Here is a 23,881-nt window from a genome sequence, read left to right as displayed (position 1 = left end):
TGAGGTTCTTTTTTCTGAACCGATTGGTTCAAAATATACACCTAGCCCAGTTCATTGCAACTAAAATATTGAACCGAACGGTTTTTTATGTTATTTTAAGCACATGGGACGCACAAAACAGTTCGACCGAACAGAAGTACTAAAAGAGGCCATCCAGTTGTTCTGGAAAAAGGGCTACGCTGACACGAGTCTATCGGACTTGGAGAAGGCCACTGGTGTGAACAAGTCCGGGCTATATTCTGAGTTCAAAGATAAGGATGATATCTTTCTTGAAAGCTTGAAGCTGTTCAGTGAAACGAATCCCGCCTATGCTGCTCTTAAACGTGAGCCATATGGTTGGCAAAATATCGAAGAGTTCTTTAAATCCAATACGACCTGCAAAGGTCATAAAGGCTGCTTCCTCACTAACACCTTTCGTGAGTATTCAATCATTCCTACTAAAGTAAAGACCTTCATTGATCAGAATTCCGCGAGCGTGTTTGAGCTTTTCTTAAAGAACGTAAAGGCGACCAATACGAAAAAAGATCCTGAGCTATTGGCCAAGATGATTATGACTTACGCTGGTGGAGCTAGTTTAAAGCTCAATGCCATGAAACCAGAGGCGCTTGAAGATGAAACGAAGGCGTTTTTGGATATGATTAGAAATTAACGTAACTATTAAATAAGTTTTACTTTAAAGCTATCTACTATTAGGAGCTTTATAAGATTTCTTAAGTAAAAGTTTTATCACTAGAGCCGATAGGCATTACATTTCAAAGAGGTAATGTTTGGCTAATCCTAAGGTTTTTGTAAGCTCCACATGCTACGACTTAAAAGAAATAAGAGAATCACTTTTAAATTTTATTAAAGAATTCGGATTCGACCCAATTTTAAGTGACTACGGAGATGTCTTTTATCATCCTGACCTGCATACACACGAAGCTTGCATAAATGAAATATCAAATTGTGATTTATTTATTTTGATCATAGGCGGTCGGTTTGGAGGGAAATACATTTCTGACATGGAAAAATCTATCGTCAATGCAGAATACGAAGCAGCAAAAAAAAGAAAAATCCCTATTTTCACTTATATAAAGCAGGATGTTTTTGACAATCATCACTTGTATCAAGAAAACAAGCACCACCAATTTCTAGATAAAATCCATTTCCCAGCTATTGAGAAACAACATACTGCAAATAAGATCTTCAATTTCATCGATCAAGTTAGAAAGTCGAGTAAAAATAATGCATGCGAACCTTTTAAAAATTTTCACGAAATAAAATCTCACTTAAGAAAACAATGGGCAGGTATGTTTTTTGAATTTTTAAAATCTCGGACTTTACTTCAAGAGATGATGATTCAACAAACAGTTCTAGAAAAGCTCACAGAAAGTTCATCTGTTTTAGAAAAGATTGTGAAAGAACTTTATAAAAGTAATTCCCCTCACGATGGGAAAGACTCACTTGACCGAATTGAATCCAGGTCTTATGCAGAAATGTTTATTAAAGAAACTTTTTACAACGTTGCAATTAAAGTTGACTCTGAAATCATTAAAAAGATCCTTGAAACAAAAACCGAGGGACTTACCTGGGATCAATTTTTAGTTGAAACAGGTGTTTATGATATGGACCTTGATGAGCAAGGTATATTCATAAATGAAAAATACCATAATTATGATGATTTTAGAACTGGGGGCTTTTCGACTGTGGCTGGAAAATATTCATTCATCGATAATATCGCTAAGTATTACGATTTTGGATATAGCAAGTTAACAGAACAAGAAAAAGAGGAATTATTGGTCAACGATATCTTTGTGGGTGTAACTTACTTCGAAGCCAAAAAGAAGACCTCAAAAAAGAAGAAATCTAAACAGTGATTCATCAAATATATTAATCGAGATATGCGCGATATCTCGATTCCAATTCTTAAGATTACTTCCCGGCTTCTAAGATATTCTTATGGCGAAGATCCTTGATCTCAATATGAACTTCATTCGTTCTTTGAGAATTGGTACGCCATCTTTCTCTTTGCTCAGGGGTCAGTCCGCCTTTGTTCTTAGCAAAGTCTTTGTGTTCGGCCTTAAGCACTTCCAGCTCTTTCTTTAGAGCTTCCATTCTTGCTTTATCTTCTTTACTTAAATATTTGCCATCTTCCATAGGTGTTCCTTTTTCCGGGATACTACACAGATTTCAGCCTAATGGCCTGAATTATTCGATCTAATGATCCTAGAAACGCAGAGCGATCCCTCTTTTCAAAAGGAGGAGGCCCGCCTTTTATCTCGCCAAGCTCTCGTAAATGCCTCATGAGCTCCCGTGTGGCCATGGCGTCTCCAATCATGTCTTCGGTGAACTCTTCTCCCCGGACGTTAAGCACTTTGGCAGATTTCTTTAGACATTTGTCGGCCAACGGAATGTCAGCGGTAATGCAGATGTCGTATGCCTGGATGTTTTCAGCTATCCAATTGTCGGCTTCGTCTGGTCCTTGGGAAACGACTTGCATAGTGACTAAAGGATGTAAGGGAATATTGATGGCTTTGTTGGCCACGACGATAACAGGGATTTGATAGCGGAAGGCGACTTTATAGGCTTCTTCTTTAACTGGGCAGCCGTCGGCGTCGATGTAGATTTTGGTTAATATCATTATATGAGAGTACTATTATTCGTCAGAAAAATGGAAGAGATTAAAGCTATTATGGTAGATGCTCTAATTTAGGAAAAATTTAATTAGGTCACTAGGACTCTAAGAATTCTTTAGTGCAGGTTTAAAAGAAATATCCCGATAAAAAATAAAAACGGGGAAATTATATGGCCAAGCCTTCTATTTTTATAAGTTCAACTTTTTATGACCTAAAACATATTAGAACCTCACTAGAAAAATTTATCGAAGAATTGGGATACATACCTGTTTTATCTGAGAAAGGAAGAATCGCATATGATCCAGATATTGAACTCGATGAATCATGCTACAAAGCAGCTTCAATGGCAGATATTTTTGTACTCATCGTAGGAGGAAGATACGGCTCTGAAACTTCCGAAGTCTCAATAGATAATAAAAGCTTCTATGCAAGATATGAAAGTATTACAAAAAAAGAATTCAAGTCTGCCTTTAGTAACGATATTCCCTGTTACATTCTGGTTGAAAAGAATGTTTATTCTGAATATGAAACTTTTAAAAAAAATCGAAAAAATGAAACAATCTCCTATGCCCACGTTGATTCTATAAACATCTTCTATCTCCTTGATGAAATCATGGAAAAAAGGAGAAACAACCCATTATTTCAATTTGAAAGACATTCAGATATTGAAGAATGGCTAAAAGAGCAATGGGCAGGTCTTTTTAAAGATTTATTAAGCCGTAGGAATGAAAATAAAAAAATTCAATCATTATCAGAAAGAGTAAATGAACTCTCTAGTGTGAGTAGTGCCTTACAAAAGTATATTGAATTGATTGTAAAAAATGTTTCAGAAGATAAGAATGAAGCAAAAATCTTAATTGAGGATGAAAATGCAAAAATATTAGACGAAAAAGTCAAAACTGAATTAATGAAACATAATAACTTCGCGATCCTTGTTGATATTCATAACATTTCAAAAGATGATGCGATAGAAGCATTCAGACTACCTACCTTTGATGATTTCCTTAACAAGCTGCATTCCTTGAACAAAGATATAAAACCGGACATCGCGAGAAAATCAGCAAAAACAAATTCTGAATTCTTAGATGAGCTAAATCATATTAGAGATGTGTTGAAGTTACCTCACTTTGAAGTCTCTTGATTATATACATGATGATTATAACGTGAAGAAGTTAAAATAAGGCAGTATACTTAATCTTTTGCCCTTGCTTGAGCATAGAGAGCTTGAACGACTCGTTTTACATCCGGGCTGTTAATAATTTCACTCACTCTTACTTTAAATTCGTGAATATCCGCACAGTTCGTATAACTCGGACTATCAATTATTAGGGGATATAAACTCATCTCATGCCTTAAACTAAGAATCTGATATCTATAGTTACCTAAAGCAGGCACGATTAGATAAAAGTAATGATAGATATATGATCCAATAGATTTCGTTAAAATTTGGCCTTTAAAAAGCCCATTACTTTTTGTTTCTAAAAAGTTTGCTTGCTCTGAAAGAATTTCAATTGGGGGAACTAAACTGGGATCTTCAAAATCAAAATCCCAAAAATCATTATTCTTTGACATATCTCTCCTTAAGAAACAATGAGACTAAACGTTATTGGAAAATGGTCAGATTTTCTTATGTTTTTATTTTTTAACACGAGATCAATGCCATTAATAGTAGTTACTACTTCCAAGGATGGTTCATCAAAAAATTTGAGCATTTCAGGACGTAAGATTACTTGGTCAAACACATTCCATTTAAAAATAACAGCCCCAGATCCATGAAAATAGTATGTACCGAAACCATCAAAATCTTTTGAAAAGAATTTCCACATTGGATTATAAAAGTATGAGCATTGAGTACCGGCAACCTTTCTCTTCAAATTAGAAACAGTTTTTTTGCAGTTAGTTGTATTTAATAATCCAGCATGAATCATTGGCTTACTAAAAGGATTCAGATTAAAGTCTCCTAATACAATTGTTCGATTATAAAAGTTTTTTTCATGTAATTTCAATGCTTCAAGGATGGCAGTAATTGGTATCGAACGATCATCATCTGTCGCCCATAATTTACTAGGTAGATGTAGCACAACAAGAAGGAAAGAAGTATTACATTGTGTTATTCCTATTATTGAATAATAAGGACTTTCATCTAATATTCGTAATTGTGTATTTTTTGATACAAGTGAAAAAATTTTCAAACGACTATTAAGTTTGAGACGAACGTATTGAAAATTGGGATCGGAAAGATCTTTCGAATTGATCGGATGCCGAAAATTTTCAGCTAAAACTATCAAGTCTAAAGATTTTTCAAAGGCCAAACCCTTAACTTCTGCTATTAAATCTTTATTATTAAGGTTCCAAAAACCAATATTCATAAATTACTAATCTACTTCCAATCCTTCCACTCCCGGAAAGTAACTTCCCTTCTGCCCAATCACATGTCCGGCCGGAATTCCCGTCCCGAGTTCATCCACTGACCAAACAGTCTCTGGAAGATTAAGACTCTGTCTCACTCTTTCCATCGTCTGAGGCGCGAATGGGTACAACATGATCATAAGGTTCTTCAGGATGTAGAAACTTGTATAAAGACCGTCTTTGCGGCCCTCAAGGTCGGCACGATCATCGTGCGGCTTATATTGAACGAAGAACGAGTTAATTAAACGAGCGTAGTTCTCGATCTGACCAAGAAGTGTGAGGTGCTCGCCCTTCTCCATGTTCTTAAGATAAAGCTGAACAATCTTCATCGTTTCTTTCTCGGCCTTCTCAAGAAGTTTCCCATCAGGAACTTTACCATCAAAGCGCGAATGAACCGCCGAGATTGGCTTCTCAATCGCCGCATTCATAGGCCCCGCAAGAAACTTGTTTCTCTCTTTGAACGTTTCAAATTCAAAATTAGACGGCTTCTCAGCAATCCCAAGAGTGGATAGGAAGTAACGAACTTGATCTGGATCAAAGCCCATTTCATTTGTCAGTTGATCGGCCGAATAGAAGTTGCCACGGGACTTACTCATCTTCTCTCCATCCACCATTAAGTGGAACACTGAGAAGATATCCGTCAACTGATACTCTCCAGGGACTGGCTGTCTATTTGGATCAGCTTGTGTGCCGAACCACATCGCTCCTTGCATAAGAACGTAGAAGTAAACGTTATCTTGCCCAAGGAACTGGAACACACGTGAATCAGACTCAGTCCAGAAGCGTTTCCACTCATCAGGACCTTTGCCTTTATTTTTAAGTGCAACCTTTGAGAATGAAATCGGAGCGATCAAAGAATCCGGCCACACGTAAAGTGTCTTGCCCTTCATCTCCGGATCAATTTCTTCCGGCACAGGGATACCCCAAACCACATCACGAGTAATTGATCTGTGGGCCCAGCCATCCATCACTTCAACCGGAATCTCCTGCACCGACATCATATTCATGCCGTTGATGAAATCTTCCTTGTTCTCAAACTGAACAACAACTTTCTTTCCTGGAGCATAACGAGACTTATGCTTCGGAAGATTCGCTTTCATTTCTTTATAGATCGGCTCATGAACGTTATCAAATTGGAACGCAGGTAGAACTGTGTCCATCACCTGATTGATAACACCCTTTCTCCACTTGTTCTGTTTCGACTTTAGCCACTCAACCAATTGGTCTTGAACTTTAGTCATGTCCATCCACAAGTGAGCAGTCGGTTTCAACTCTGGAGTCGCCCCACTAAGGGCCGATCTTGGATTTAGAAGTTGTGACGGATCATACTCCATGCCACAAACTTCACAGTTATCAGAATAAGCACTTTCATTTGTACAATTTGGATTCGGACACTTTCCTGTCACGTTACGATCTTGAAGGAATCGATTGATCTTCGGATCATACCACTGATTCGTCGTCTTCTTTTCAAGGAGACCGTTCTTCCACATCTTGCGCATGAACTCCTGAGAAGTCTCTGCGTGAGTTGGATAACAATCTGGTTGAGAAGTTCCAGAGAAAATATCGTATGAGATTCCGTAGCGAGTTACGGTCTCAAGTTGTTTTGCGTGAATCTCATCAATGAATTCACGAACACCTTTACCGGCCTTCACTGCAGACGCTTCAGAAGTTGAACCGTGATCATCGTTCCCTGATACGAAAAGCACATTGTCTTTACCAATGAGCATCCTCATATAGCGGGCCATGATATCTGGTGGAACAATCGCACCAGCAAGGTGGCCCAAGTGAAGAGGACCGTTAGCGTATGGCATACCTCCAGTGACGACCGCAGTTTTTGGGCGGTTTACACGTTCGAGGACTTCTTTAACATTTTGTGGGGGTGTAAATGGCTTATTCATGGGGAATATTCTAATAAATTGCTCACGGAGAGACCATACTATCTGCCCATAAATAGCTGAAACTATGACCCTTCTGATTAAAACGCGCTAACTATCTAATTTCACAAAGATGTATCGACCTATTTTGTAGGTCATACTACCTACTTTATAGGTCAATCCACCTATTAAATAGGTGACACCACCTACAAAGTAGGTAAAATAAAGCCATGATTGAAACAATTTTTGGAAACGTGACCGCCGCTAAGATAATGCTCTATCTCTTTCATTATGGAGAGGCTTACGCTTCCGGTATATCGAAAGATATGGGTGTGGCCTTGAGCCAAGTGCAAAAACAACTAGACCGTTTTGAAGAAGGCGGAATCCTAGTGAGTAAGCTAATGGGAAAAGTGAGAATCTACACTTTCAATCCGAAAATTGGCGTAACCAAGAAACTGAAAGAACTCATTCAAATCTTCTATGATTCAATTCCTCTCGAACAAAAAGAACAGATGTTCTCTGAACGACGCAGACCTCGCCGCCGCAACAAGCCTGTTTTGTCTAAAGTAGATAAAAATAGAGCATGAAAATTGATTTTAAGACTTGTACAGAAGAAGAGCTATGGAAGTATGTTGCAGGTCACTTAAAGGACCGAGGCATCGATACTGTTTTGGTAGGTGGAGCTGTAGTTTCGATTTATACCGAAGGTGCGTACGAGTCTGGTGACCTGGATCTCATTCTCACAAACTACTTTGTCACTAATCTTCCAGAAATCATGGCCGAAATTGGCTTTATAAGGGACAAGCGTCGCCACTTCATTCATCCGGAATGTAAACATCTTTATATTGAATTCCCTAAAGGTCCATTAGAGATCGGAGATGACATCCACATTCAACCTGATGAAACGACCGTTGGTGGTACAACCATAAAAATCCTCTCTCCCACTGATTGTGTTAAAGACAGGCTGGCCACATATATCCACTTCAAAGATCGTGTTGGAATTGAACAAGCACTTATGGTGGCACGAAAGCATCCTGTGAATTTATCGAGTATCGAAAAATGGTGCGAGAAAGAAAATGCGAAGAACATTTTCGAAGAATTTATATCAAATCTCAGAATGAAAACTGAGTAAGAAAGTTTGACAAAATAGGTTCGAGGCTTAGAATAGCTCTCGCTATTAGACGAGAGCTATTCTAAGCCTCGAAGTCACCCGCTTCCGCTGGCGAAAGTAAAATCCCTAATCATTTCCTTAGGTTATATCACAAATTGACTTCAATCTTTTTTCACTTTATATTTAACTTAATGGTTAATTAACCGAAAGGTTTAATATGCAAGATGAATTAAGCTCAACCTTCGCCGCCTTGGCCGATCCCACTCGTCGGGCCATGCTCGCGCAACTTTCCAAGGGCGAGGCGAACGTAACAGATTTAGCAAAGCCGTTCTTAAAAGACATGAGTCTTCCGGCCGTCACCAAGCACCTAAAGGTTTTGGAAAAAGCCGGGCTCGTGACCAAGACCAAGGACGCTCAATACCGCTCATGTAAGATCAATCCCACTCCTCTTAAAGACGCCACTGATTGGATCGAAGAATTCCGTGCCGCTTGGGAAGAGAGCTTTGATCGCCTCGATGAATACTTAAAAGAAATTCAGGGTAAAAATAAAACCAAAGGAAAATCCCATGGCCGCAAAACCAAATGAACTAGAAATTGTTCGCGTTTACGATGCTCCTGTAAAACTTGTTTGGGAAGCATTCACAGATCTCAAGCATCAGGTCCATTGGTGGGGACCTCGTGGTTTTACTATTACTACTAAGAGTAAAGATCTTCGCCCGGGTGGAAAGTGGATCTATACCATGCATGGCCCAGATGGCGTGGACTATCCAAACATCGCGACTTATCACGAAGTGGTTCCCTATGAGCGTCTGGTTTATGATCACGGTGGAAATGAAGAACGCCAAAAACTTTTCACTGTAACAGTTACTTTTAAAGAGGAACTGGGAAAAACCATCATGGTGATGATCATGGCCCTTGATACTCCAGAAGCGGCCAAAGAGATCAAGAAATTTATTAAACTCGCAAACGGCAACTCAACTTGGGACCGTCTTGCCGAATACCTTGATCACGAGATCACTGGAAAAGATCCATTTGTGATCAACCGCACTTTTGAAGCACCTCAAGCGAAAGTTTTTGAGATGTGGACCGACGTGAAGCATCTTTCAAAATGGCTTCCACCTCAGGGCTTTAATATGGAAGTGATTAGTGGGGAAATTAAAACCGGTAATACTACGTTCTACTCAATGTCGAACGGTGAGTTTACTTTCTTTGGTAAGTCTCATTATCTAGATATTAACCCAGTGACTCGTATCATTTATACTCAGGAGTTTGCTGACAAGAACGGAAATCCTTCGAAGCACCCGGGGGCACCGACTTGGCCTTCGCAAATGATCAGCACAGTTGAATTCGCAACTGAAGGACCAAATCTTACTCGCGTGACTCTTAAAACTGAAGTTCATGGCCAAGCGACAGCAGAAGAAAGAAAAGCTTTCCATGATGAGAAGGCCGGCATGATGATGGGCTGGACAGGTTCATTCGATAAACTGGATGAACTTCTATGAAACTATTTATAATCGGACTTCTTTTAGTGACTTCTGCCTTTGCAGATTACGCTCCTGTAAACGGCATCAAGATGTATTACGAAGTACACGGCAAAAAAGACGGAGTGCCTCTGGTACTCCTGCACGGTGGTGGCTCAACAATTGAGATCACCTGGAGCAAGGTCCTTCCCCTCTTCGCAAAAAATCGCAAAGTCATTGCGATTGAAGAGCAAGGTCATGGCCGCACCAGTGATCGAGATGCACCAGTCAGTTTTGAAACCTCGGCCGATGACGTGATCACACTTCTAAAACACTTAAACATTCCTCAGGCCGATATTTTCGGTTTTAGTAACGGGGCAAGTGTTGCGATGAACGTCGCCATCAAAGACCCAGCAAGAGTTCGCAAACTCATCTTTGCTTCCAACATTACAAAAAAGTCCGGAGGTCATGATTGGTTCTGGGACTTCATCAACAATAAAGCAAACTACGAGAACATGCCTCAGCAGCTCAAGGACGCTTTTTTGAAAGTAAATCCAGATCCCAGAAAACTTCGAGTGATGCATGATAAGGATCTTGCTCGCATGAGAAATTGGAAGGACATGGATGATAAGGAAGTGTCTAAGGTGAAAGCGCAAACTCTGATTCTGATTGGAGATAAAGATCTCACAAAGCCAGAGCACGCCGTTGAACTTACTCATCTCATTCCCAATTCACGTCTCATGATTGTTCCAGGTGGACACGGAGATTATTTAGGCGAGGCGATCGGCCATAGGCCCGGATCGCGTTCGCCAGAATATGTTGCAGGATTAATCGAAGAGTTCCTGAGACTACCGTAGTCTCAGGATTTCTTCTTGGGTTAATGGAGTTGGGTGCTTAGAAGCGCCCATCTCAGAAATTGTCGCACTCTTAAGACTTACTTCCGCCGAGTTTCCAGTCACGTATCTTTCCTGAAATGCTGTGAGGTCCATCCCGGTTTGACTCTCAAGGAACATCCAAAACATTTCATTATTGATCACGCTGTGCTTGTAACTTGCGTGAAGAGCTTTAAGCATTGGCTTAAGTCCACCAATATTGGCAAATTGGCGATCCAGCTCTGCATAAAGCGCTCGTCCATCGACATACACGTTCGATGGTGTACTTTTTCTAAACGGCGAGTAGTTAGCAAGATTCGTCGCTGAACGATTTAATGTGCTTGAAGCACGCGAATAACCGTAGTCTCGCCAAGAAGCAGTGGCCTCATCAATCCATCCACTTCTTCCATCGGCCGGAATCATACTTCGAGCAAACCAAGAGTGTAGAAGTTCGTGGTCAATAGAAGCAACACTGGTAATGGTCGCCGCCACATACTCCATTCCCCCACTTCGATCATTCATGTAGGCCAAGAATTTTGTATGAGGATAAGGACCGTAATCCCCTTCAAGTTCTTTAAAGAGTCCCGGAAGCTGGGCCGCTGCCGTATCAACGAGAGACTGAGTCACCCCGTAAACTTCCACAGGAATGTCTTTTTCAATTCCTCTAATGACCAAGGTCTTTGAAGGAAGAGATTGATTTGTTAAATGAACATAGAAAGAAGACTTACTATAGTAATCCGGGAAAACGATCTTCCAGGCCGATTGCTCGGAAGAAGTAATTTCTCCGTTCGTTCTCAGCTTATGTGAAGATGTTCCGTTCGCGACTTTTAGATTTAAAGTCATCGCAAACTGATCTTCTTCAAAACCAGTTGGTCCCCAGTACTCGAAGAACTTTCCGTTAAGGTCCGTCATGTCAGTCAGGAATCTCACTCCACCGCCCGTAAAGGTCACGCGACCAGAAGGAAGAGTGTAATCGAATTCTACGGTGTGAGTGTCACCACTTGCAACTGATTCATTGACCGATTTATAGGTCTGGTTTTGGCCATCCGGATCCGTGATGTTGGTCACGTCCGAAGAGGTGCCATCAATTTTTACATTTGAGACTGTTCCTTGAAGTTCGAAATAAGGACGTCCTTCTTGTTTCGTATTAAAATTAATCACACTGTGACCTTTCACCGTTTGTGCAACTGGATCAAAAGTCATGGTGAGTTCCTGCGAGATAAGATTCATCGGAACGTGAGTCACACTACTTTTTGTAATGACCTTATCATCAAACCCTTGAGGGAATTCATCTGGTGTTGTTGGTGTTGGTGTAATCGCAGGATTGTCACTAGTCGCTTGTTCCGCTGAAGAAGAGCCGCCGCCGCCTCCGCCACAGCTCACGAGACTAAGTAACAAAATTGAAAGAGGTAAAAGTTTAGTCATTCTGTCTTTCTCATGGTTAGTGGTTGATATTGGAGTAGGTAAAATATGCTCCACATGTTGAGAGAGTGTGGAATTTGATATTCCGAAACGATTTATAAAGTTAAAATAATTATATGAATAAATTTGCGTCTCTCTTGGCCCTCCTTACTGTGACCTCATATTCTTTCGCGAAAGACTGCTCGTTTCGTAAATTAGAAATTACAAAACGCGAAGGCACGACAGGATTCTATAAGATCAGTGACAAAATCACTCTAGAGTTACTCGAAGGAGTGGAAGGCCCGGCCTGGATTACATTGAATGGAAAAAGAAACTGCAAAATAGAAGGCGGGAATTTCTCAGACTTCTATATTTCTGCAAGCAAATTTTATCTTATGACCTCTGAATACAGCGGTTCATGTGGTGAAAATCGCATCATTGATATAAAGACTTGTAAGGGACACTCGGTGAAGGCCGAATACTGTGGAAGCGCAGAAGTTGTAAACGGAAACAAAGTCGTTAATAAACCCGCCTGCGAGCCTACAGAAAAAGACAGGGCCTATTGTACTTCGGCGAAGGTCTACACTATCACAGGCACAGACTGCAAAATGAAGCTGGATGAGAAGGCCTCAAAAGCACTTACGAAGAAAGAACTCGGTGTTGAGCTACCTTTTGATAAAGGTATGACTGTTCCCTATCCTAAAAAATAAGTTTTTAAAGATTAAACATTTCAATCAGGCCCGAGCGAATTAGCATCACACCGATGGCCGCAATAAGAAGTGAGAAGATCTTTGTCACAGCATCGCTCACATCTTCTCCGAGCTTATTCACAATCCATCCCGCACGGGCAAACATCACCCATACAATGGCAAGGTTGATCATTAAACTTAGGACTGTGATGGTAAAACCATATTGTTCAGTTCCTACCATCAAAGTAGTAAGAGCGGCTGGCCCCATCATGAGAGGTACGGCAATAGGAACGATTCCAACTCTTGTTGGGGCAGCAGCGCCCTGGTGACTTGAAGAATCGAGAAGATCACGAATGGCAAATACGAGAAGGAGCAAACCACCTGCCACGCGGAAGTCGCTTTCTGTGATACCTAGGAAATTAAAGATCGCACGACCACCAAAAATGAAAATCAATCCAATCATTAAGGCAGAACCAGTGGCGCGATAGATGAGGTTCTTTCTATCTTCTTCAGAGAGCTTCTTAGTGAGCCCTACCAGAAATGGAAGCGCGCCAAGGGCATCAATAGCAACGAAGAGAGAAATAAAGGCCTTAAAAAATTGATTTTCCATTGGCTTATTGTAAGGCTAAGGCTTTATAAACTTCAAGGTCATTCGGTCACTTTCACCGATGTCTTCATATTTATCTTTGTCCTTATCACCTAAACGATAAGTCGGAGGAAGGGTCCAGACACCGGCCGGATAATCAGCGGTGTCTCTTGGATTAGCGTTGATTTCAGATCTATCAACCAGTTTGAAACCGGCCTTGGTGGCAAAGAAAATAACTTCTTTCTCATACATGTAACCGCTCTTTGGTACTCGTTTTTTTCCAGCACGAATCCTGTGTTGAACAATTCCAAGAGTCCCACCTGGTTTCAGAACATCATAGAAGAACTGGAAAGACGCTTGGGCCGATCTTTTCGCCACCCAATTATGAACACTATTAAATGTCACAACCGCGTCCGCAAAGTCTTTAGGGATTCTATTTCTCTTATCAACGGGTTCAAAGGGAATGATCTTTGTATGGTTTTGAACTTCGTGGTTTCTCAACAGAATGTCCTGAAGCTTTTTCTCATTTTCTTTTAGTACTTGTGAGGGTCTTGGCGGCATTCGTGGAATGGCCAGATACAGTTGTCCTTGTTTTGCCAAGTAGGGAGCGAGAATTTCCGTGAAATAGCCGTCCCTTGGAGAAATCTCAACCACGGTCATTGTTGGTTTCACTCCAAAAAAATCCAAAGTCTCCTTTGGATGCTGATATTCATCACGTTCTTCATTTTCAGGGGTACGAAAATTAGATGTTACCGCTTCTTCCATGTTCTCAGGTAGCGGAGATGATGGGTCTGGGTATTTGTGAGAGCAAGAAACTAAAACTAATGCAGCTGTAAGAAATAAAACTTTCATTGTCACCTCAAAGAATACCGTATAACGATTCTTTCTTCTTATCAATCTCATGTTCCCAGATTCTTACAACTTTCACTCCCATGTCGCGATAGTACTTATTATTGCGTCGATCTCTCTTCTTATTAGATTGCACTTTGGTACTCCAAAATGCCTGATTACTCTTTGTGCCTCGATAACATTTCGGACACCCGTGCCAAAAACAGCCATCCACAAAGACCACAATTTTTTTTCTTGGAAAATAAAAATCTGGTCTGCCTGGCAGATCTGTCCTTTGCATCTGCCAGCCGGAAATTTTATTTCTAACCAGGAACATCCTGAGTTTTAGTTCTGTAGATTTATTTCCCTGACTTTTAATTTTGGACATGATCCGAGATCGTTCTGGAGGAACGAACTTCGGAACATGTCTTTTTAAATTCTTTTCCATAATTAACTTAGCTCAATGATCCCTGTGAGCTCCAAATTTTCCAAGAAGACACTGTCATGAGAAACAACAATCAAGGCACCTTTATATTCCAAAAGAAGACTCTCCAGAAATTCTATATTGGGCATATCAAGATTGTTCGTCGGTTCATCCAGAATTAAAACCTGTGCAACCGGTTCAGATAAAAGCACCTTCGCCAAAGAAGCTCGAAGTTTCTCTCCCCCACTAAGCTCTGAGACCTTTTGTGAGACTCTTTCTCCTTGAAAAAGAAACATCGCCAAAGCATTTCGAAGGTCTTTATCACTGATTTGAGTGACCGCTCTCACATTATCAAACACGCTCTGTTCATGATTAAGGACAGAGTAGTTTTGATCAATTAGACCAATCTCCACTGACCCAAAACTGAGTGAGCCTTTTTTCTCTCCCGACAAGGTTTTACCCAAGAATAGTTGAAGCAATGTGGATTTACCTGAACCATTTGCCCCGGTAATCGCGATTCGAGAGGGCCCATGGAAAGAGAAACTTAAATCATTCGTCCAAAGGTCTTTTTGACCTTTGAAGTGAAAATTAAAGTCTCGCGCCTCTACAATGAGTTTTCCCTGAGGAATTTCTACTTGTGGGAGATTGGCAAACATCACTGGATCAATTTTTAGCTTTTGGTAAGCGTCCCAAGCATCATTGACAGCCTCATTAAGTCTTTCCATGGTGTTTTTATCAATATCGCCCAAGGTCTCTTGCGCTCGTCTCTTTCGCCCACCGGCCAGGATTCGAGGCAAACTACCACTAAGACCTAACTTTCTTCCTTGGGCCTGGCGCTTTTGCTGTTTCTCGATTTTTTCTTGTCGCTCTTCAATACTGGCTGTTCTTCTCTTCTTTGCTTCTTCAAGATCATGTCCAAGTTTATTTCGCTCTCGTTCGCGCCAAAGAGAATACTCACCCCAGCCGCCAGTAAATAAAGACAATCCTTGGTTTGAAAGTTCGATAATTTTCTCAACTCGTTCCAGAACTTCGCGATCATGGGAAATAATCAGCACTCCGCCTGTGAAGAAGTTAAGAAACTCCTGAATGACCTCTCTTCCTTCGCGATCCATATGATTGGTAGGCTCATCAAGAATAATAAAAGAAGCACCAGAGGCCGCGGTCTTCACAAGTCTCACACGGGCCCATTCACCACCACTTAAACTCGAACAAACTTGCTCCAAAGAAAGATTCTTTAGAAAAGACAAAAATAAAGGCTCCTCAAAGGCATTGGTCTCCATCAAATATTCAGCAATGGAAATATTCGGAGGTGTTTCTTTCTGATGAAACACACGCACGACCTCAGTTCCTTTGGCGATGGATCCTTTTGTCGGTTCCAGGTCACCAAGGAGAAGATTGGCGAGGGTTGTTTTTCCCACACCATTAGGGCCAATCAGACCATAGATCTTGGACTCTAGTGAAAAATTAATATCGTTAAATACGGATTGACCGTTCGGCCATTCAAAGCCGACGTGATTGAAAACTATCGTCATAACACCACTCCATGCCTCGAAAGGCATTGTCTAATTTTTTAAATGGATAGATTTAGAATGGTTTATGCTCTCATATAGTCCGGGTGTTGACCCGGACCGCTATCATAGCACAATTTGATAAGAATAGGGCAAGATTCAATGATTAGAAAGGTTTGTAGACCGCCAAGTAGATCGCCACAACAACTAAGACTCCAGTAATACCACTGAAGGCCTTCCCTAATTGAGGTTTAAACTTCATCACTAATGCCAAAACTCCCATGATGATCCAAAGTCCAAACTTAGCGTTCGCCCACTTTGGAAAGTTCTCATGCAGCCCTAGTGCCGAAACCAAACCAAATGATGAAGCAAAAACAAGAATCCAGAAAAGACCAAACAGAAGATATGACTTCCTCGCCAGACTAAAAACCATCGCTGCAATACTTGCGAAATGAATCACCTTATAAAAGGAATAATCCATACAACTCCTCCCTTAACGTTAATAAGGAGGCATTGTAATACCTCAAGTTAGGTTGAGGTCAAATATGAAATTTCTCGGGTGCTGGCTTTGATAGTTCCATCACAAGATTGTTCTGATTCACAGTCAAGTGCCCGTGATTCCTCTCAAGGATCTCACTAAATTGCTTGTGGCTGATTTTGTCACCAATTCCTCCACTAGAATCCATGAAATAAATATTGAGGCCACCTTGCTCGTCAGCAGCAATGAGTTGGACCCATTTCTCGGGGAGATCAGAAAGCCTCTCCACAGATTGGTTTAAAAGATTGGTTAAAAGTTGTTCAAGTTGACTGATTCGTCCTCGAACAAACTTATTCTCCACACCTCTCAGACGAATTTGAATGCCATGATTTCGGAGTCGCTGCCCAGTGAGCTTCATGACATCTTCAATCAGTTTTCCCAGATCAATATAGGTCTCAACTTCTTTAGTGTCTGGATAAATAAACTGTCTGAGACCTTTCACACTTGTCACGATACGATCGCAGCCCTTTTTGATACTTAAGAAAATTTTTTCTTGTTGAGGATCATCAGTTTTTCTCGCCAATTGATCGGTCCTTCCTATGACGATGGTTACGGCATTATTAATTTCATGAGTCACACCTGCAGCAAGCATTCGCAACTCATTGAACTCGGTCTCTTTCATCCTCAACGCTTCATCTTTCTTTTTAATCTCTTTTTTAAGACTGTGACGCATGCGAAGTGAGGCGACGAGAATCCCGATTGAAAGTGCCAAAATAAAATATGAGGTGTAATTTGTTACCGTTTCCATTTGGCTATTTTAAGCTGCTCCATGAAAATCTTCTGCATGGATTTAAACTAAAGAACACTCAACTGAATTAAAGGCCTATTCTATTTCTGCTGGATGTTGAACCAGAGTCTTTACGATAACTTTTCATGAAGGAATAATATCCATATGATGAAGCCAGCTCAATGGGCACATGCAGGACTCAGCTTTAAAGGACTATCACTTGCAGGTGTTCGAACAAGTATTGCTCTCCCTGAACTATCACTCGCCTTTGATGTCGCGCAAGGTCTCCCTCATACAATTGGTATGAATACTTTCCTTATTTCGCATGGGCACATGGACCACGCTGCTGGCATTCCTTATGTGATTTCTCAAAAGGCCATGCACTCTCACAAGACACCACACTTCTACATGCCTGAGAGCATGGTTGATCCTATGAAAGAGATCATGAATCAATGGGGCCTTATTGAAGGACATCAATATGAATTTGAGTTCATCGGACTTAAAGCGAATGAGGCCTTCACATTATCGAGCCGCCATTTAGTGAAAACTTTTCCAACCGTTCATCGAATCCCTTCGCTTGGATATTCCATCTATCGTAAATTCAGAAAACTACGAAAAGATCTTGAGGGCCTGCCATCGGAAGAGGTTGCCAAGGCAAGGGCCCGCGGTGAGGATCCCACGGAGGAAAGAACTGAGCTGGTGGTGAGTTTTACTGGAGATACCCAAATTGAATTTTTAGATAAAGCACCTGAAGTGGCAAAATCAAAGATTCTCTTGATGGAGGCCACCTATCTTGATGAAAGGAAAACCATCGCGAGTGCCAAAGAATGGGGCCATGTCCATTTGGACGAACTTATCCCAAGATTGGATTCAATCAAGAGTGAAAAGATTGTTTTGATTCATTCAAGCGCACGCTACTCTCTTGAGGAAGCAGAGGCAGTTCTTAAAAAACGACTGCCTCCACATGAACAAGACAGAGTTCTGCTGTTCTCAGGTCGTTAACCTAAGTACATCTTCTTCGACATGGCCTCTAGTTCTTTGGCAGATCTTTCCCAAATCTCATACATTCCTCTTCCAATCTTATCCGGAATAATGTCTTCTACTTCTTTCTCAATCTCATTGAGAATACTTGCCGCCACGTCTTCCGGTGAAGTCATGTCCATCGTACTACCCTTGTTCATGTCTGTATCAATCGCACCGGGATTGACTGCATGAACAGGAATTCCTTTGGTACTTAATTCAATTCTTGCGGCCTGAGTGGCGGAGTACAGGGCCGCCTTGGAAGCAGAATACCCGGCGATAAAAGGAAAATTCACATAGGCCGCGATAGAAACAATATTTACAATTCGAGGATCCGAGTTCTTTTCAAGAAATGGAACAAACTCTCTCATCATATCAATTGTAGAAAAATAATTAATGTCCATGTCACGTTTAAGATCACAATCAAAAAGACCACCAGGACTGACCACTCCGGCATTGTTGATCAGAATTTGAACATCTTGGGTCTTGGTGGCCACGGCCTGAATTTGCGCAAGATCGGAAATATCTAATTGGATAGGAACGACCCTGGAATCTTTAAAATTAGGAAGATTTTCCAGTTTTCTAGAGCAAGCATAGATTTTTTTAATGTTCTTTTTTAAGGCCTCTTCAACCAGGGCCTTACCAATTCCGCGATTGGCACCAGTAATCAGTACGGTTTTATTATCGAATTTCATAGTTCCCTCCCTATATGGAGAGATTAACTCTGAGAGGGCCAGATTGCTGGCAGGATACGGACGTGATCGTCAGTAGCGAATCTCTACTACTGCATTTCCATCTTTATCAATTTCTTTCATTGAAATACTCAGACCGTTCACTGATTCAGCGAAAGTCATACCAGGAAGAAGAAATGAGTCGAGATTATCGTATAAAGAATAAGAAAGGACCTCATTATTTTGAGGATTACGATAATGAAGAGACTCTGGAGTCACATCCAAATTGTATGAGGTCATACATTTATCATTCTTATAGAAGCCACCTCGAATCTGAATACCGTTCGTTTTAATTTCCTTTGAGGCCGCATAATAATCAGGGGCAAGGACAAGTTGATTGAAGTAACGAGCACTCTCAAATGGAAGCTTTGAAATGTTTTCATCAAAACCTCGAGCGGTCCTATACTCCAAGAAAAGGGACTGAATGGCGACGGTGCAGTTAGTAGGATTCACACAAGGAACCGGAAACGGACTTTCTAGATTAATTCGAACCGAAACGTTCTTCCCGACAGTAGAGAAAGGACGAAGTTTCACAATTCGAGATTTATTCTCTTTATTGATCACAACAAGACTTTCGTCTTTAACACCGATCCATCCTAGCTCTTCCTTGTGACAGGCAGAAAAATGAAGTGACGGTCTAAAAAAACCTTCTCCCCCAAGTAGTGTGAACATATCGGCGATTGCCGATTGAGTGCACTGAGAACGGTCAAAGCTCATAATGTCTTTACCGCAATCCAAGATATTTGAGTGCCCAGTTGAACCAAAGGAATGACCAAGTTCATGGGCAATAACTGATGAAGTGATATTTGAAAGAGGTTGAACCGGAAGTTTTGGAAGAACAAACCGATTAGTGGCATGAAACTGAGCGAGACTCAACTTCACCTCACCTATTGAAGTGCGATAAGTTTCTTTTCCATGAGTGGAGAAACCAAAACTATTGTTCTTAGCGCACTCACCTGTATGGTTCATGTGATTAAACACTAAAAGACGGTCAACTTGAGTAAGGTCCAGAAGATTGTTCTGAATGATTGTTTCTAAAACGTCGCTACTTGATAGGTAACAAGTTTTACCTAATCCTTTCAATCTGAGCCATGGATAGGTCTTTCCCGTTAACCAGGCCTTCTGATGAGAGACTTCTTTCACATAATGACTTACCGACTTCGCTTCATCAAAAATGGCCTTCTTATAAAGATCTATCGAAGGCTCTTTGCCATCTTCTAAAAGATCAAAGAACACAACTGCAGTTCTTTGCTCACCAACAGAATCCCGCGCAAAAGAAACAAGAGAGAAGCTAATCAAGAAGAGGAAAAATAGTCTTTTCATACAATTTTTATCTCCTAAAGGGCCCGTCTCAGCAAGTGTAGCATTTTGGAGGTAACATTATGCACAGCATTTCTTGTACAATCTCTTCAAACTGGGACTCACCCCTATTCAAGGAAGATACATATGATTAAAGCACAAGGAATAGCGGCCTTTAATGCCAAAGAAGCTCTCAAACCATATTCATTCGAACGTCGTGAGGCAAAAGAACATGACGTTATCATCGACATCAGGTTCTGCGGGATTTGTCACTCTGACATTCACACCGTAAGAAACGAATGGGGTGAGGCCAACTTCCCAATCGTTCCCGGACACGAAATCGCAGGTGTCGTTCGTGCCATCGGATCAAAGGTCACAAAATATAAAGTGGGTGATCACGTTGGAGTTGGTTGCTTTGTAGACTCTTGTCGTGAATGCGCTCACTGTAAAGCTGAACTTGAACAATACTGTGATGTGGGCTTCAATGCCACCTATAACAGTAAAGAGAAAGATGGAGTGACTCCCACTCAAGGTGGCTACTCTGATGTGATCGTTGTGGATGAAAATTACGTTTTACAAATTCCCAAGTCACTTCCCCTGGATAAGGCCGCACCACTTCTTTGTGCAGGTATCACACTTTACTCTCCTCTTCGTCACTGGAAGGCCGGTCCTGGAAAGAAAGTTGGAATCGTTGGAATGGGCGGACTTGGTCACATGGGAGTAAAAATCGCTTCCGCGCTAGGTGCAGATGTAACTGTGATCAGCCACTCAGACAAAAAACGTGATGATGCCATGAAGTTTGGTGCGCACAATTTTATCTCGACTAAAAATCCTGAAGTATTTGAGCAGAATGCGGCCAAATTTGATTTAATCATCAATACTGTGTCGGCCGAAATCAATATGGACGATTATTTCAATCTCTTAAAAACTGATGGCACACTTGTTGTAGTTGGTCTTCCTGAAAGACCGCTTGAAATTAATCCATTTCCTTTAGTCATGAAACGCAGATCGTATGCAGGTTCGTTGATTGGTTCTATTAAAGAAACTCAAGAGATGCTTGATTTCTGTGCCAAACATGAAATTACTCCAGAGATTGAACTCATCTCTCCATCTCAAGTAAATGAGGCCTATGAGCGTGTTGTGAAGAGTGATGTTCGCTATCGGTTTGTGATGGATATGGCGAAAATTTAATTCTGATTTCAGCGCTCCCCTTTTGACCTTGAGTCATCAATTGGCGGGGCGCATTTCTGTATAATGAATGGATGAAGTGGCGAAATCCTCTACAATACATCAAGTTCGATTATCTCATTGCCGCCTTTCTCACTCTCATCGTGTGTCTTTTTATTTATGGTCGCCAACGACTCTTTCACGAAATGGACGTGAACCATAGTGAATCTGTGGAAGACATGGAAGAACATTTTCAAAGGATTTCCAGCGGCCAGCACTTAAGGAACCTTTCTCATCTCATCAATATTCATTCTGTGAATTATCTTTTGAGAAAAGACCCGAAAGATAAACAAATCCTAGATGAAACAAATGCCCAATTCCACCAAGTGCTGAGGCAGCTTGAAACTCCTGAAGACCATCCTCTCCTAGACGAGATCGCCCGAACTCAAGATGCAAAGCTTGCTTACTTCAATAGCATGCTCCCTCTTACTTTCGATCAAAAGGTCGAGGAACTTCAGCGTCCAAAAATACGTTCACTGAACGCAAAACTAAGAAACGATGAAGATGAACTTATAGAACTGGAAAGGAACAGATACTTAGAAGAAAGTCGAGACGTTGATGATGCTCGCAAGAAGATGGTAAAAGAATTAACCTTCAACTCGACTCTCCTGTTGTTTCTCACAATCGGAATTTCCGCCCTCATCATCTTCTTCGCCAATAGATTCCGTCTACAAAGTCAAAAAAGACTTCAGGCCATTAAATCCAGAGATGATATTCTCTCGGTTGTTTCCCACGATTTAAAAAATCCTTTAGGCACGATTAAACTCAATAGTCAGATGGCCCTTCGAAATCTCACGAGCAATTCTCCTTCAACGGAAAAGATTGTGAGAAACCTGGATGGCATTCAAAAGGCCGTAGATGTTATGCAAAGTCTCATCCTCGATCTTCTTGATATGCGAAAACTTGAAGAAGGGAAATTTGAACTTGAGCTACGCGAAGAAAATCTCAATGACTTGGTTTTGGAGGCAGAAACTCTTCTTAAGCCAATAGCGGACACAAAATCTATAACCATTGCTAACGTTCTTCCTCCTTCGCCCGTCATCGTTAAATGCGATAAGAAAAGAATGCTTCAAATTCTTTCCAATCTCCTTTCCAATGCCCTTAAATTCACCAAAGAAGGTGGAAAAGTAGAAGTTCGGGCTGAGGACCAGGGAGAACAAATTCATCTTGCTGTCGTGGATAACGGTTCAGGAATTCCCGCCAAAGATCTTCCTCATATTTTTGATAGATACTGGCAGGCCAAGGCAACGGCAAAACAAGGTACAGGGCTTGGACTTTCAATCGTTAAAGGTCTTGTCAGTGCTCACGGTGGTTATATTTGGGTAGAAAGTAAAGTCAATCGAGGCTCAGCTTTTCATTTCACTTTGCCAGTTTAATTATATAATCAAAGATACTTGAGGAGTTGTCATGAACAGTCATATTGCCCCTGTTGAATTAAAGAAGGCCTTCAGACTTATTAACCACGGCCCCACCGTTCTAGTTTCTGCCCGTTATCAAGGTGTAGATAATGTCATGGCCGCGGCCTGGGCATGCGCTCTCGATTTTGATCCTCCGAAACTAACAGTGGTACTCGATAAATCGACTAGAACTCGTGCGTTTGTGGAAAAGAGTGGGACATTTGTCATTCAAGTTCCCACAGTGGCGCAGTTGAAACTTACTCAAATGGTAGGAAGTAGCACACTTCACAATGATCCTGACAAACTGAAAAAGGCCGGAGTTCAAGTGTTTCAATTTGAAGGATTTGATCTTCCCTTTGTTGAAGGTTGTTCAGGATGGCTTGCTTGCAAACTCATTCCAGAACCTCATAATCAAGAAACTTATGACCTATTCATTGGTGAGGTTTTTGCTGCTTGGTCAGACACACGTGTTTTCAAAGATGGGCATTGGCATTTTGAAGATGCTGATCCTTCCTTGAGAAGTATTCATCATGTCGCTGGTGGAAATTACTATGCGATTGGGGAACCGTTTAGCGCCAAATAAAAAATGGCCTTCTTTCGAAGACCATTTTTCGTTCGCTCTCAGTAATTAGATTTTACTCTTATTACTTCCTTCGAACTAAATACAGGATACTCCCACCACTCCCGATCGACATCTCAATTTTTTCGCAAGCGCGAACCGTAAGGCTCAGATTACTGACAAGAACTTATTACGAACCTACTATGAGGATCATCATTAACCTGGAGGTTTATATGTACGTAGAAGGATTTGTAACAGCGGTCCCAAAAGCAAATAAACAAATCTACAGCGAGCACGCCAAAAAATTTGCCGAGCTATTGAAGAAAACAGGAGCAACTCGCGTGGTTGAATGCTGGCAAAGTGATGTTCCCCACGGTAAGACCACAGACTTCTTCGGTGCAGTTAAAGCAAAAGAAGATGAAGAAATCATTTTCAGCTGGGTCGAGTATCCGTCGAAAGAGATTCGCGACAAGGCAGACAAATTTATGATGGAAGATCCTGAAATGAAGGAGATGGGCAAGAACATGCCATTCGATGGTTCTAGAATGATTTATGGCGGTTTTGAGTCCATTATTGATTCATGAATAAAAGAATGAAATATATGAA

General features: G+C 41.1%; 28 protein-coding genes. 14 read left to right on the top strand and 14 right to left on the bottom strand.

Going from position 1 to position 23,881, the window contains the following annotated elements; translation table 11 throughout:
* Window positions 1–103: 103 nt before the first annotated feature.
* Together ACJVC5_RS11350 and ACJVC5_RS11345 are read left to right on the top strand one after the other, a co-directional pair.
* On the top strand, window positions 104–649 hold the full coding sequence (locus tag ACJVC5_RS11350) for a TetR/AcrR family transcriptional regulator (protein ID WP_408095628.1): 546 nt from the start codon (window positions 104–106) through the stop codon (window positions 647–649).
* A 118-nt stretch (window positions 650–767) separates the two neighbouring features.
* On the top strand, window positions 768–1,856 hold the full coding sequence (locus tag ACJVC5_RS11345) for a DUF4062 domain-containing protein (protein WP_408095627.1): 1,089 nt from the start codon (window positions 768–770) through the stop codon (window positions 1,854–1,856).
* A gap of 55 nt (window positions 1,857–1,911) precedes the next feature.
* Here ACJVC5_RS11345 and ACJVC5_RS11340 read toward each other — a convergent pair whose 3' ends face one another.
* Window positions 1,912–2,136, bottom strand: a complete 225-nt coding sequence (locus ACJVC5_RS11340; RefSeq protein WP_408095626.1) for a hypothetical protein — start codon at window positions 2,134–2,136, stop codon at window positions 1,912–1,914.
* Window positions 2,137–2,158: 22 nt separating this feature from the next.
* A complete protein-coding gene (locus ACJVC5_RS11335; RefSeq protein WP_408095625.1) occupies window positions 2,159–2,620 on the bottom strand; it encodes a YaiI/YqxD family protein in 462 nt (153 codons plus the stop codon).
* A 164-nt stretch (window positions 2,621–2,784) separates the two neighbouring features.
* On the opposite strand from ACJVC5_RS11335, the gene ACJVC5_RS11330 reads away from it, so the two are divergent.
* Window positions 2,785–3,756 (top strand): DUF4062 domain-containing protein, encoded by a 972-nt coding sequence (locus ACJVC5_RS11330; protein ID WP_408095624.1) that lies wholly within the window; start codon window positions 2,785–2,787, stop codon window positions 3,754–3,756.
* A gap of 50 nt (window positions 3,757–3,806) precedes the next feature.
* On the opposite strand, the gene ACJVC5_RS11325 is transcribed toward ACJVC5_RS11330, so the two are convergent.
* The 3 genes from ACJVC5_RS11325 to ACJVC5_RS11315 are packed head-to-tail and all read right to left on the bottom strand — an operon-like array spanning window position 3,807 to window position 6,922.
* On the bottom strand, window positions 3,807–4,187 hold the full coding sequence (locus tag ACJVC5_RS11325) for a hypothetical protein (RefSeq protein WP_408095623.1): 381 nt from the start codon (window positions 4,185–4,187) through the stop codon (window positions 3,807–3,809).
* An 8-nt stretch (window positions 4,188–4,195) separates the two neighbouring features.
* Window positions 4,196–4,984 carry a hypothetical protein gene (locus tag ACJVC5_RS11320; protein ID WP_408095622.1) on the bottom strand — a complete coding sequence of 263 codons (789 nt, stop codon included), beginning with the start codon at window positions 4,982–4,984 and terminating at the stop codon, window positions 4,196–4,198.
* A gap of 6 nt (window positions 4,985–4,990) precedes the next feature.
* A complete protein-coding gene (locus ACJVC5_RS11315; protein WP_408095621.1) occupies window positions 4,991–6,922 on the bottom strand; it encodes a methionine--tRNA ligase in 1,932 nt (643 codons plus the stop codon).
* A 206-nt stretch (window positions 6,923–7,128) separates the two neighbouring features.
* On the opposite strand from ACJVC5_RS11315, the gene ACJVC5_RS11310 reads away from it, so the two are divergent.
* From ACJVC5_RS11310 to ACJVC5_RS11290, 5 genes are all read left to right on the top strand, one after another.
* Window positions 7,129–7,485 (top strand): ArsR family transcriptional regulator, encoded by a 357-nt coding sequence (locus ACJVC5_RS11310; protein WP_408095620.1) that lies wholly within the window; start codon window positions 7,129–7,131, stop codon window positions 7,483–7,485.
* Window positions 7,482–8,030, top strand: coding sequence for a nucleotidyltransferase (locus ACJVC5_RS11305; protein WP_408095619.1), 549 nt, complete (start codon window positions 7,482–7,484; stop codon window positions 8,028–8,030). The genes ACJVC5_RS11310 and ACJVC5_RS11305 overlap by 4 nt, the downstream gene beginning before the upstream one ends.
* A gap of 196 nt (window positions 8,031–8,226) precedes the next feature.
* Window positions 8,227–8,595: an ArsR/SmtB family transcription factor gene (locus ACJVC5_RS11300; protein ID WP_408095618.1), complete on the top strand. Its 369-nt coding sequence runs from the start codon at window positions 8,227–8,229 to the stop codon at window positions 8,593–8,595.
* Window positions 8,576–9,511 (top strand): SRPBCC domain-containing protein, encoded by a 936-nt coding sequence (locus tag ACJVC5_RS11295; RefSeq protein WP_408095617.1) that lies wholly within the window; start codon window positions 8,576–8,578, stop codon window positions 9,509–9,511. Before ACJVC5_RS11300 ends, ACJVC5_RS11295 begins: the two co-directional genes overlap by 20 nt.
* On the top strand, window positions 9,508–10,326 hold the full coding sequence (locus tag ACJVC5_RS11290; RefSeq protein ID WP_408095616.1) for an alpha/beta fold hydrolase: 819 nt from the start codon (window positions 9,508–9,510) through the stop codon (window positions 10,324–10,326). The genes ACJVC5_RS11295 and ACJVC5_RS11290 overlap by 4 nt, the downstream gene beginning before the upstream one ends.
* Here ACJVC5_RS11290 and ACJVC5_RS11285 read toward each other — a convergent pair.
* Window positions 10,318–11,766 (bottom strand): hypothetical protein, encoded by a 1,449-nt coding sequence (locus tag ACJVC5_RS11285; protein ID WP_408095615.1) that lies wholly within the window; start codon window positions 11,764–11,766, stop codon window positions 10,318–10,320. The genes ACJVC5_RS11290 and ACJVC5_RS11285 overlap by 9 nt on opposite strands.
* A 113-nt stretch (window positions 11,767–11,879) precedes the next feature.
* On the opposite strand from ACJVC5_RS11285, the gene ACJVC5_RS11280 reads away from it, so the two are divergent.
* Window positions 11,880–12,452 (top strand): hypothetical protein, encoded by a 573-nt coding sequence (locus ACJVC5_RS11280; protein ID WP_408095614.1) that lies wholly within the window; start codon window positions 11,880–11,882, stop codon window positions 12,450–12,452.
* Between the two features lie 4 nt (window positions 12,453–12,456).
* On the opposite strand, the gene ACJVC5_RS11275 is transcribed toward ACJVC5_RS11280, so the two are convergent.
* The 6 genes from ACJVC5_RS11275 to ACJVC5_RS11250 form a co-directional block, all read right to left on the bottom strand.
* A complete protein-coding gene (locus ACJVC5_RS11275) occupies window positions 12,457–13,041 on the bottom strand; it encodes a MarC family protein (RefSeq protein ID WP_408095613.1) in 585 nt (194 codons plus the stop codon).
* 15 nt (window positions 13,042–13,056) lie between these two features.
* Window positions 13,057–13,869, bottom strand: a complete 813-nt coding sequence (locus ACJVC5_RS11270) for a class I SAM-dependent methyltransferase (protein ID WP_408095612.1) — start codon at window positions 13,867–13,869, stop codon at window positions 13,057–13,059.
* A gap of 7 nt (window positions 13,870–13,876) precedes the next feature.
* A complete protein-coding gene (locus ACJVC5_RS11265; RefSeq protein WP_408095611.1) occupies window positions 13,877–14,293 on the bottom strand; it encodes a very short patch repair endonuclease in 417 nt (138 codons plus the stop codon).
* Between the two features lie 2 nt (window positions 14,294–14,295).
* Window positions 14,296–15,801 carry an ATP-binding cassette domain-containing protein gene (locus ACJVC5_RS11260; RefSeq protein ID WP_408095610.1) on the bottom strand — a complete coding sequence of 502 codons (1,506 nt, stop codon included), beginning with the start codon at window positions 15,799–15,801 and terminating at the stop codon, window positions 14,296–14,298.
* A 142-nt stretch (window positions 15,802–15,943) separates the two neighbouring features.
* Window positions 15,944–16,258 carry a hypothetical protein gene (locus tag ACJVC5_RS11255; protein ID WP_408095609.1) on the bottom strand — a complete coding sequence of 105 codons (315 nt, stop codon included), beginning with the start codon at window positions 16,256–16,258 and terminating at the stop codon, window positions 15,944–15,946.
* 58 nt (window positions 16,259–16,316) lie between these two features.
* Window positions 16,317–17,063 carry a hypothetical protein gene (locus tag ACJVC5_RS11250; protein ID WP_408095608.1) on the bottom strand — a complete coding sequence of 249 codons (747 nt, stop codon included), beginning with the start codon at window positions 17,061–17,063 and terminating at the stop codon, window positions 16,317–16,319.
* Window positions 17,064–17,207: 144 nt separating this feature from the next.
* On the opposite strand from ACJVC5_RS11250, the gene ACJVC5_RS11245 reads away from it, so the two are divergent.
* Window positions 17,208–18,044: an MBL fold metallo-hydrolase gene (locus ACJVC5_RS11245; protein WP_408095607.1), complete on the top strand. Its 837-nt coding sequence runs from the start codon at window positions 17,208–17,210 to the stop codon at window positions 18,042–18,044.
* Here ACJVC5_RS11245 and ACJVC5_RS11240 read toward each other — a convergent pair.
* Window positions 18,041–18,757 (bottom strand): SDR family oxidoreductase, encoded by a 717-nt coding sequence (locus tag ACJVC5_RS11240; protein WP_408095606.1) that lies wholly within the window; start codon window positions 18,755–18,757, stop codon window positions 18,041–18,043. The two genes, ACJVC5_RS11245 and ACJVC5_RS11240, sit on opposite strands and share 4 nt — an antisense overlap.
* Window positions 18,758–18,826: 69 nt before the next feature.
* The gene (locus tag ACJVC5_RS11235) at window positions 18,827–20,116 is read right to left on the bottom strand and encodes a hypothetical protein (RefSeq protein WP_408095605.1); all 1,290 of its coding nucleotides are present in this window, start codon (window positions 20,114–20,116) and stop codon (window positions 18,827–18,829) included.
* Window positions 20,117–20,239: 123 nt separating this feature from the next.
* Between ACJVC5_RS11235 and ACJVC5_RS11230 the strand changes: the two genes are divergently transcribed.
* From ACJVC5_RS11230 to ACJVC5_RS11215, 4 genes are all read left to right on the top strand, one after another.
* A complete protein-coding gene (locus tag ACJVC5_RS11230; protein ID WP_408095604.1) occupies window positions 20,240–21,283 on the top strand; it encodes an NAD(P)-dependent alcohol dehydrogenase in 1,044 nt (347 codons plus the stop codon).
* A gap of 71 nt (window positions 21,284–21,354) precedes the next feature.
* On the top strand, window positions 21,355–22,695 hold the full coding sequence (locus ACJVC5_RS11225) for a sensor histidine kinase (RefSeq protein ID WP_408095603.1): 1,341 nt from the start codon (window positions 21,355–21,357) through the stop codon (window positions 22,693–22,695).
* 31 nt (window positions 22,696–22,726) lie between these two features.
* Window positions 22,727–23,299 carry a flavin reductase family protein gene (locus tag ACJVC5_RS11220; RefSeq protein ID WP_408095602.1) on the top strand — a complete coding sequence of 191 codons (573 nt, stop codon included), beginning with the start codon at window positions 22,727–22,729 and terminating at the stop codon, window positions 23,297–23,299.
* 209 nt (window positions 23,300–23,508) lie between these two features.
* Window positions 23,509–23,859 carry a DUF1428 domain-containing protein gene (locus tag ACJVC5_RS11215; RefSeq protein WP_408095601.1) on the top strand — a complete coding sequence of 117 codons (351 nt, stop codon included), beginning with the start codon at window positions 23,509–23,511 and terminating at the stop codon, window positions 23,857–23,859.
* Window positions 23,860–23,881: the final 22 nt, after the last annotated feature.

It is taken from the genome of Peredibacter sp. HCB2-198, from assembly GCF_045999315.1.
Taxonomy (GTDB): Bacteria; Bdellovibrionota; Bacteriovoracia; order Bacteriovoracales; family Bacteriovoracaceae; genus Peredibacter.
Note: the sequence above shows the minus strand (reverse complement) of the source record. Positions and strands in the feature narration are given on the sequence as shown.

What these genes read in the sequence shown, in the direction of transcription:
- ACJVC5_RS11350 (WP_408095628.1), top strand. Translation starts at nt 104, where the DNA reads ATGGGACGCACAAAACAGTTCGACCGAACAGAAGTACTAAAAGAGGCC.
- ACJVC5_RS11340 (WP_408095626.1), bottom strand. Translation starts at nt 2,136, where the DNA reads ATGGAAGATGGCAAATATTTAAGTAAAGAAGATAAAGCAAGAATGGAA.
- ACJVC5_RS11335 (WP_408095625.1), bottom strand. Translation starts at nt 2,620, where the DNA reads ATGATATTAACCAAAATCTACATCGACGCCGACGGCTGCCCAGTTAAA.
- ACJVC5_RS11330 (WP_408095624.1), top strand. Translation starts at nt 2,785, where the DNA reads ATGGCCAAGCCTTCTATTTTTATAAGTTCAACTTTTTATGACCTAAAA.
- ACJVC5_RS11325 (WP_408095623.1), bottom strand. Translation starts at nt 4,187, where the DNA reads ATGTCAAAGAATAATGATTTTTGGGATTTTGATTTTGAAGATCCCAGT.
- ACJVC5_RS11320 (WP_408095622.1), bottom strand. Translation starts at nt 4,984, where the DNA reads ATGAATATTGGTTTTTGGAACCTTAATAATAAAGATTTAATAGCAGAA.
- ACJVC5_RS11315 (WP_408095621.1), bottom strand. Translation starts at nt 6,922, where the DNA reads ATGAATAAGCCATTTACACCCCCACAAAATGTTAAAGAAGTCCTCGAA.
- ACJVC5_RS11310 (WP_408095620.1), top strand. Translation starts at nt 7,129, where the DNA reads ATGATTGAAACAATTTTTGGAAACGTGACCGCCGCTAAGATAATGCTC.
- ACJVC5_RS11305 (WP_408095619.1), top strand. Translation starts at nt 7,482, where the DNA reads ATGAAAATTGATTTTAAGACTTGTACAGAAGAAGAGCTATGGAAGTAT.
- ACJVC5_RS11300 (WP_408095618.1), top strand. Translation starts at nt 8,227, where the DNA reads ATGCAAGATGAATTAAGCTCAACCTTCGCCGCCTTGGCCGATCCCACT.
- ACJVC5_RS11295 (WP_408095617.1), top strand. Translation starts at nt 8,576, where the DNA reads ATGGCCGCAAAACCAAATGAACTAGAAATTGTTCGCGTTTACGATGCT.
- ACJVC5_RS11290 (WP_408095616.1), top strand. Translation starts at nt 9,508, where the DNA reads ATGAAACTATTTATAATCGGACTTCTTTTAGTGACTTCTGCCTTTGCA.
- ACJVC5_RS11285 (WP_408095615.1), bottom strand. Translation starts at nt 11,766, where the DNA reads ATGACTAAACTTTTACCTCTTTCAATTTTGTTACTTAGTCTCGTGAGC.
- ACJVC5_RS11280 (WP_408095614.1), top strand. Translation starts at nt 11,880, where the DNA reads ATGAATAAATTTGCGTCTCTCTTGGCCCTCCTTACTGTGACCTCATAT.
- ACJVC5_RS11275 (WP_408095613.1), bottom strand. Translation starts at nt 13,041, where the DNA reads ATGGAAAATCAATTTTTTAAGGCCTTTATTTCTCTCTTCGTTGCTATT.
- ACJVC5_RS11270 (WP_408095612.1), bottom strand. Translation starts at nt 13,869, where the DNA reads ATGAAAGTTTTATTTCTTACAGCTGCATTAGTTTTAGTTTCTTGCTCT.
- ACJVC5_RS11265 (WP_408095611.1), bottom strand. Translation starts at nt 14,293, where the DNA reads ATGGAAAAGAATTTAAAAAGACATGTTCCGAAGTTCGTTCCTCCAGAA.
- ACJVC5_RS11260 (WP_408095610.1), bottom strand. Translation starts at nt 15,801, where the DNA reads ATGACGATAGTTTTCAATCACGTCGGCTTTGAATGGCCGAACGGTCAA.
- ACJVC5_RS11255 (WP_408095609.1), bottom strand. Translation starts at nt 16,258, where the DNA reads ATGGATTATTCCTTTTATAAGGTGATTCATTTCGCAAGTATTGCAGCG.
- ACJVC5_RS11250 (WP_408095608.1), bottom strand. Translation starts at nt 17,063, where the DNA reads ATGGAAACGGTAACAAATTACACCTCATATTTTATTTTGGCACTTTCA.
- ACJVC5_RS11245 (WP_408095607.1), top strand. Translation starts at nt 17,208, where the DNA reads ATGATGAAGCCAGCTCAATGGGCACATGCAGGACTCAGCTTTAAAGGA.
- ACJVC5_RS11240 (WP_408095606.1), bottom strand. Translation starts at nt 18,757, where the DNA reads ATGAAATTCGATAATAAAACCGTACTGATTACTGGTGCCAATCGCGGA.
- ACJVC5_RS11235 (WP_408095605.1), bottom strand. Translation starts at nt 20,116, where the DNA reads ATGAAAAGACTATTTTTCCTCTTCTTGATTAGCTTCTCTCTTGTTTCT.
- ACJVC5_RS11230 (WP_408095604.1), top strand. Translation starts at nt 20,240, where the DNA reads ATGATTAAAGCACAAGGAATAGCGGCCTTTAATGCCAAAGAAGCTCTC.
- ACJVC5_RS11225 (WP_408095603.1), top strand. Translation starts at nt 21,355, where the DNA reads ATGAAGTGGCGAAATCCTCTACAATACATCAAGTTCGATTATCTCATT.
- ACJVC5_RS11220 (WP_408095602.1), top strand. Translation starts at nt 22,727, where the DNA reads ATGAACAGTCATATTGCCCCTGTTGAATTAAAGAAGGCCTTCAGACTT.
- ACJVC5_RS11215 (WP_408095601.1), top strand. Translation starts at nt 23,509, where the DNA reads ATGTACGTAGAAGGATTTGTAACAGCGGTCCCAAAAGCAAATAAACAA.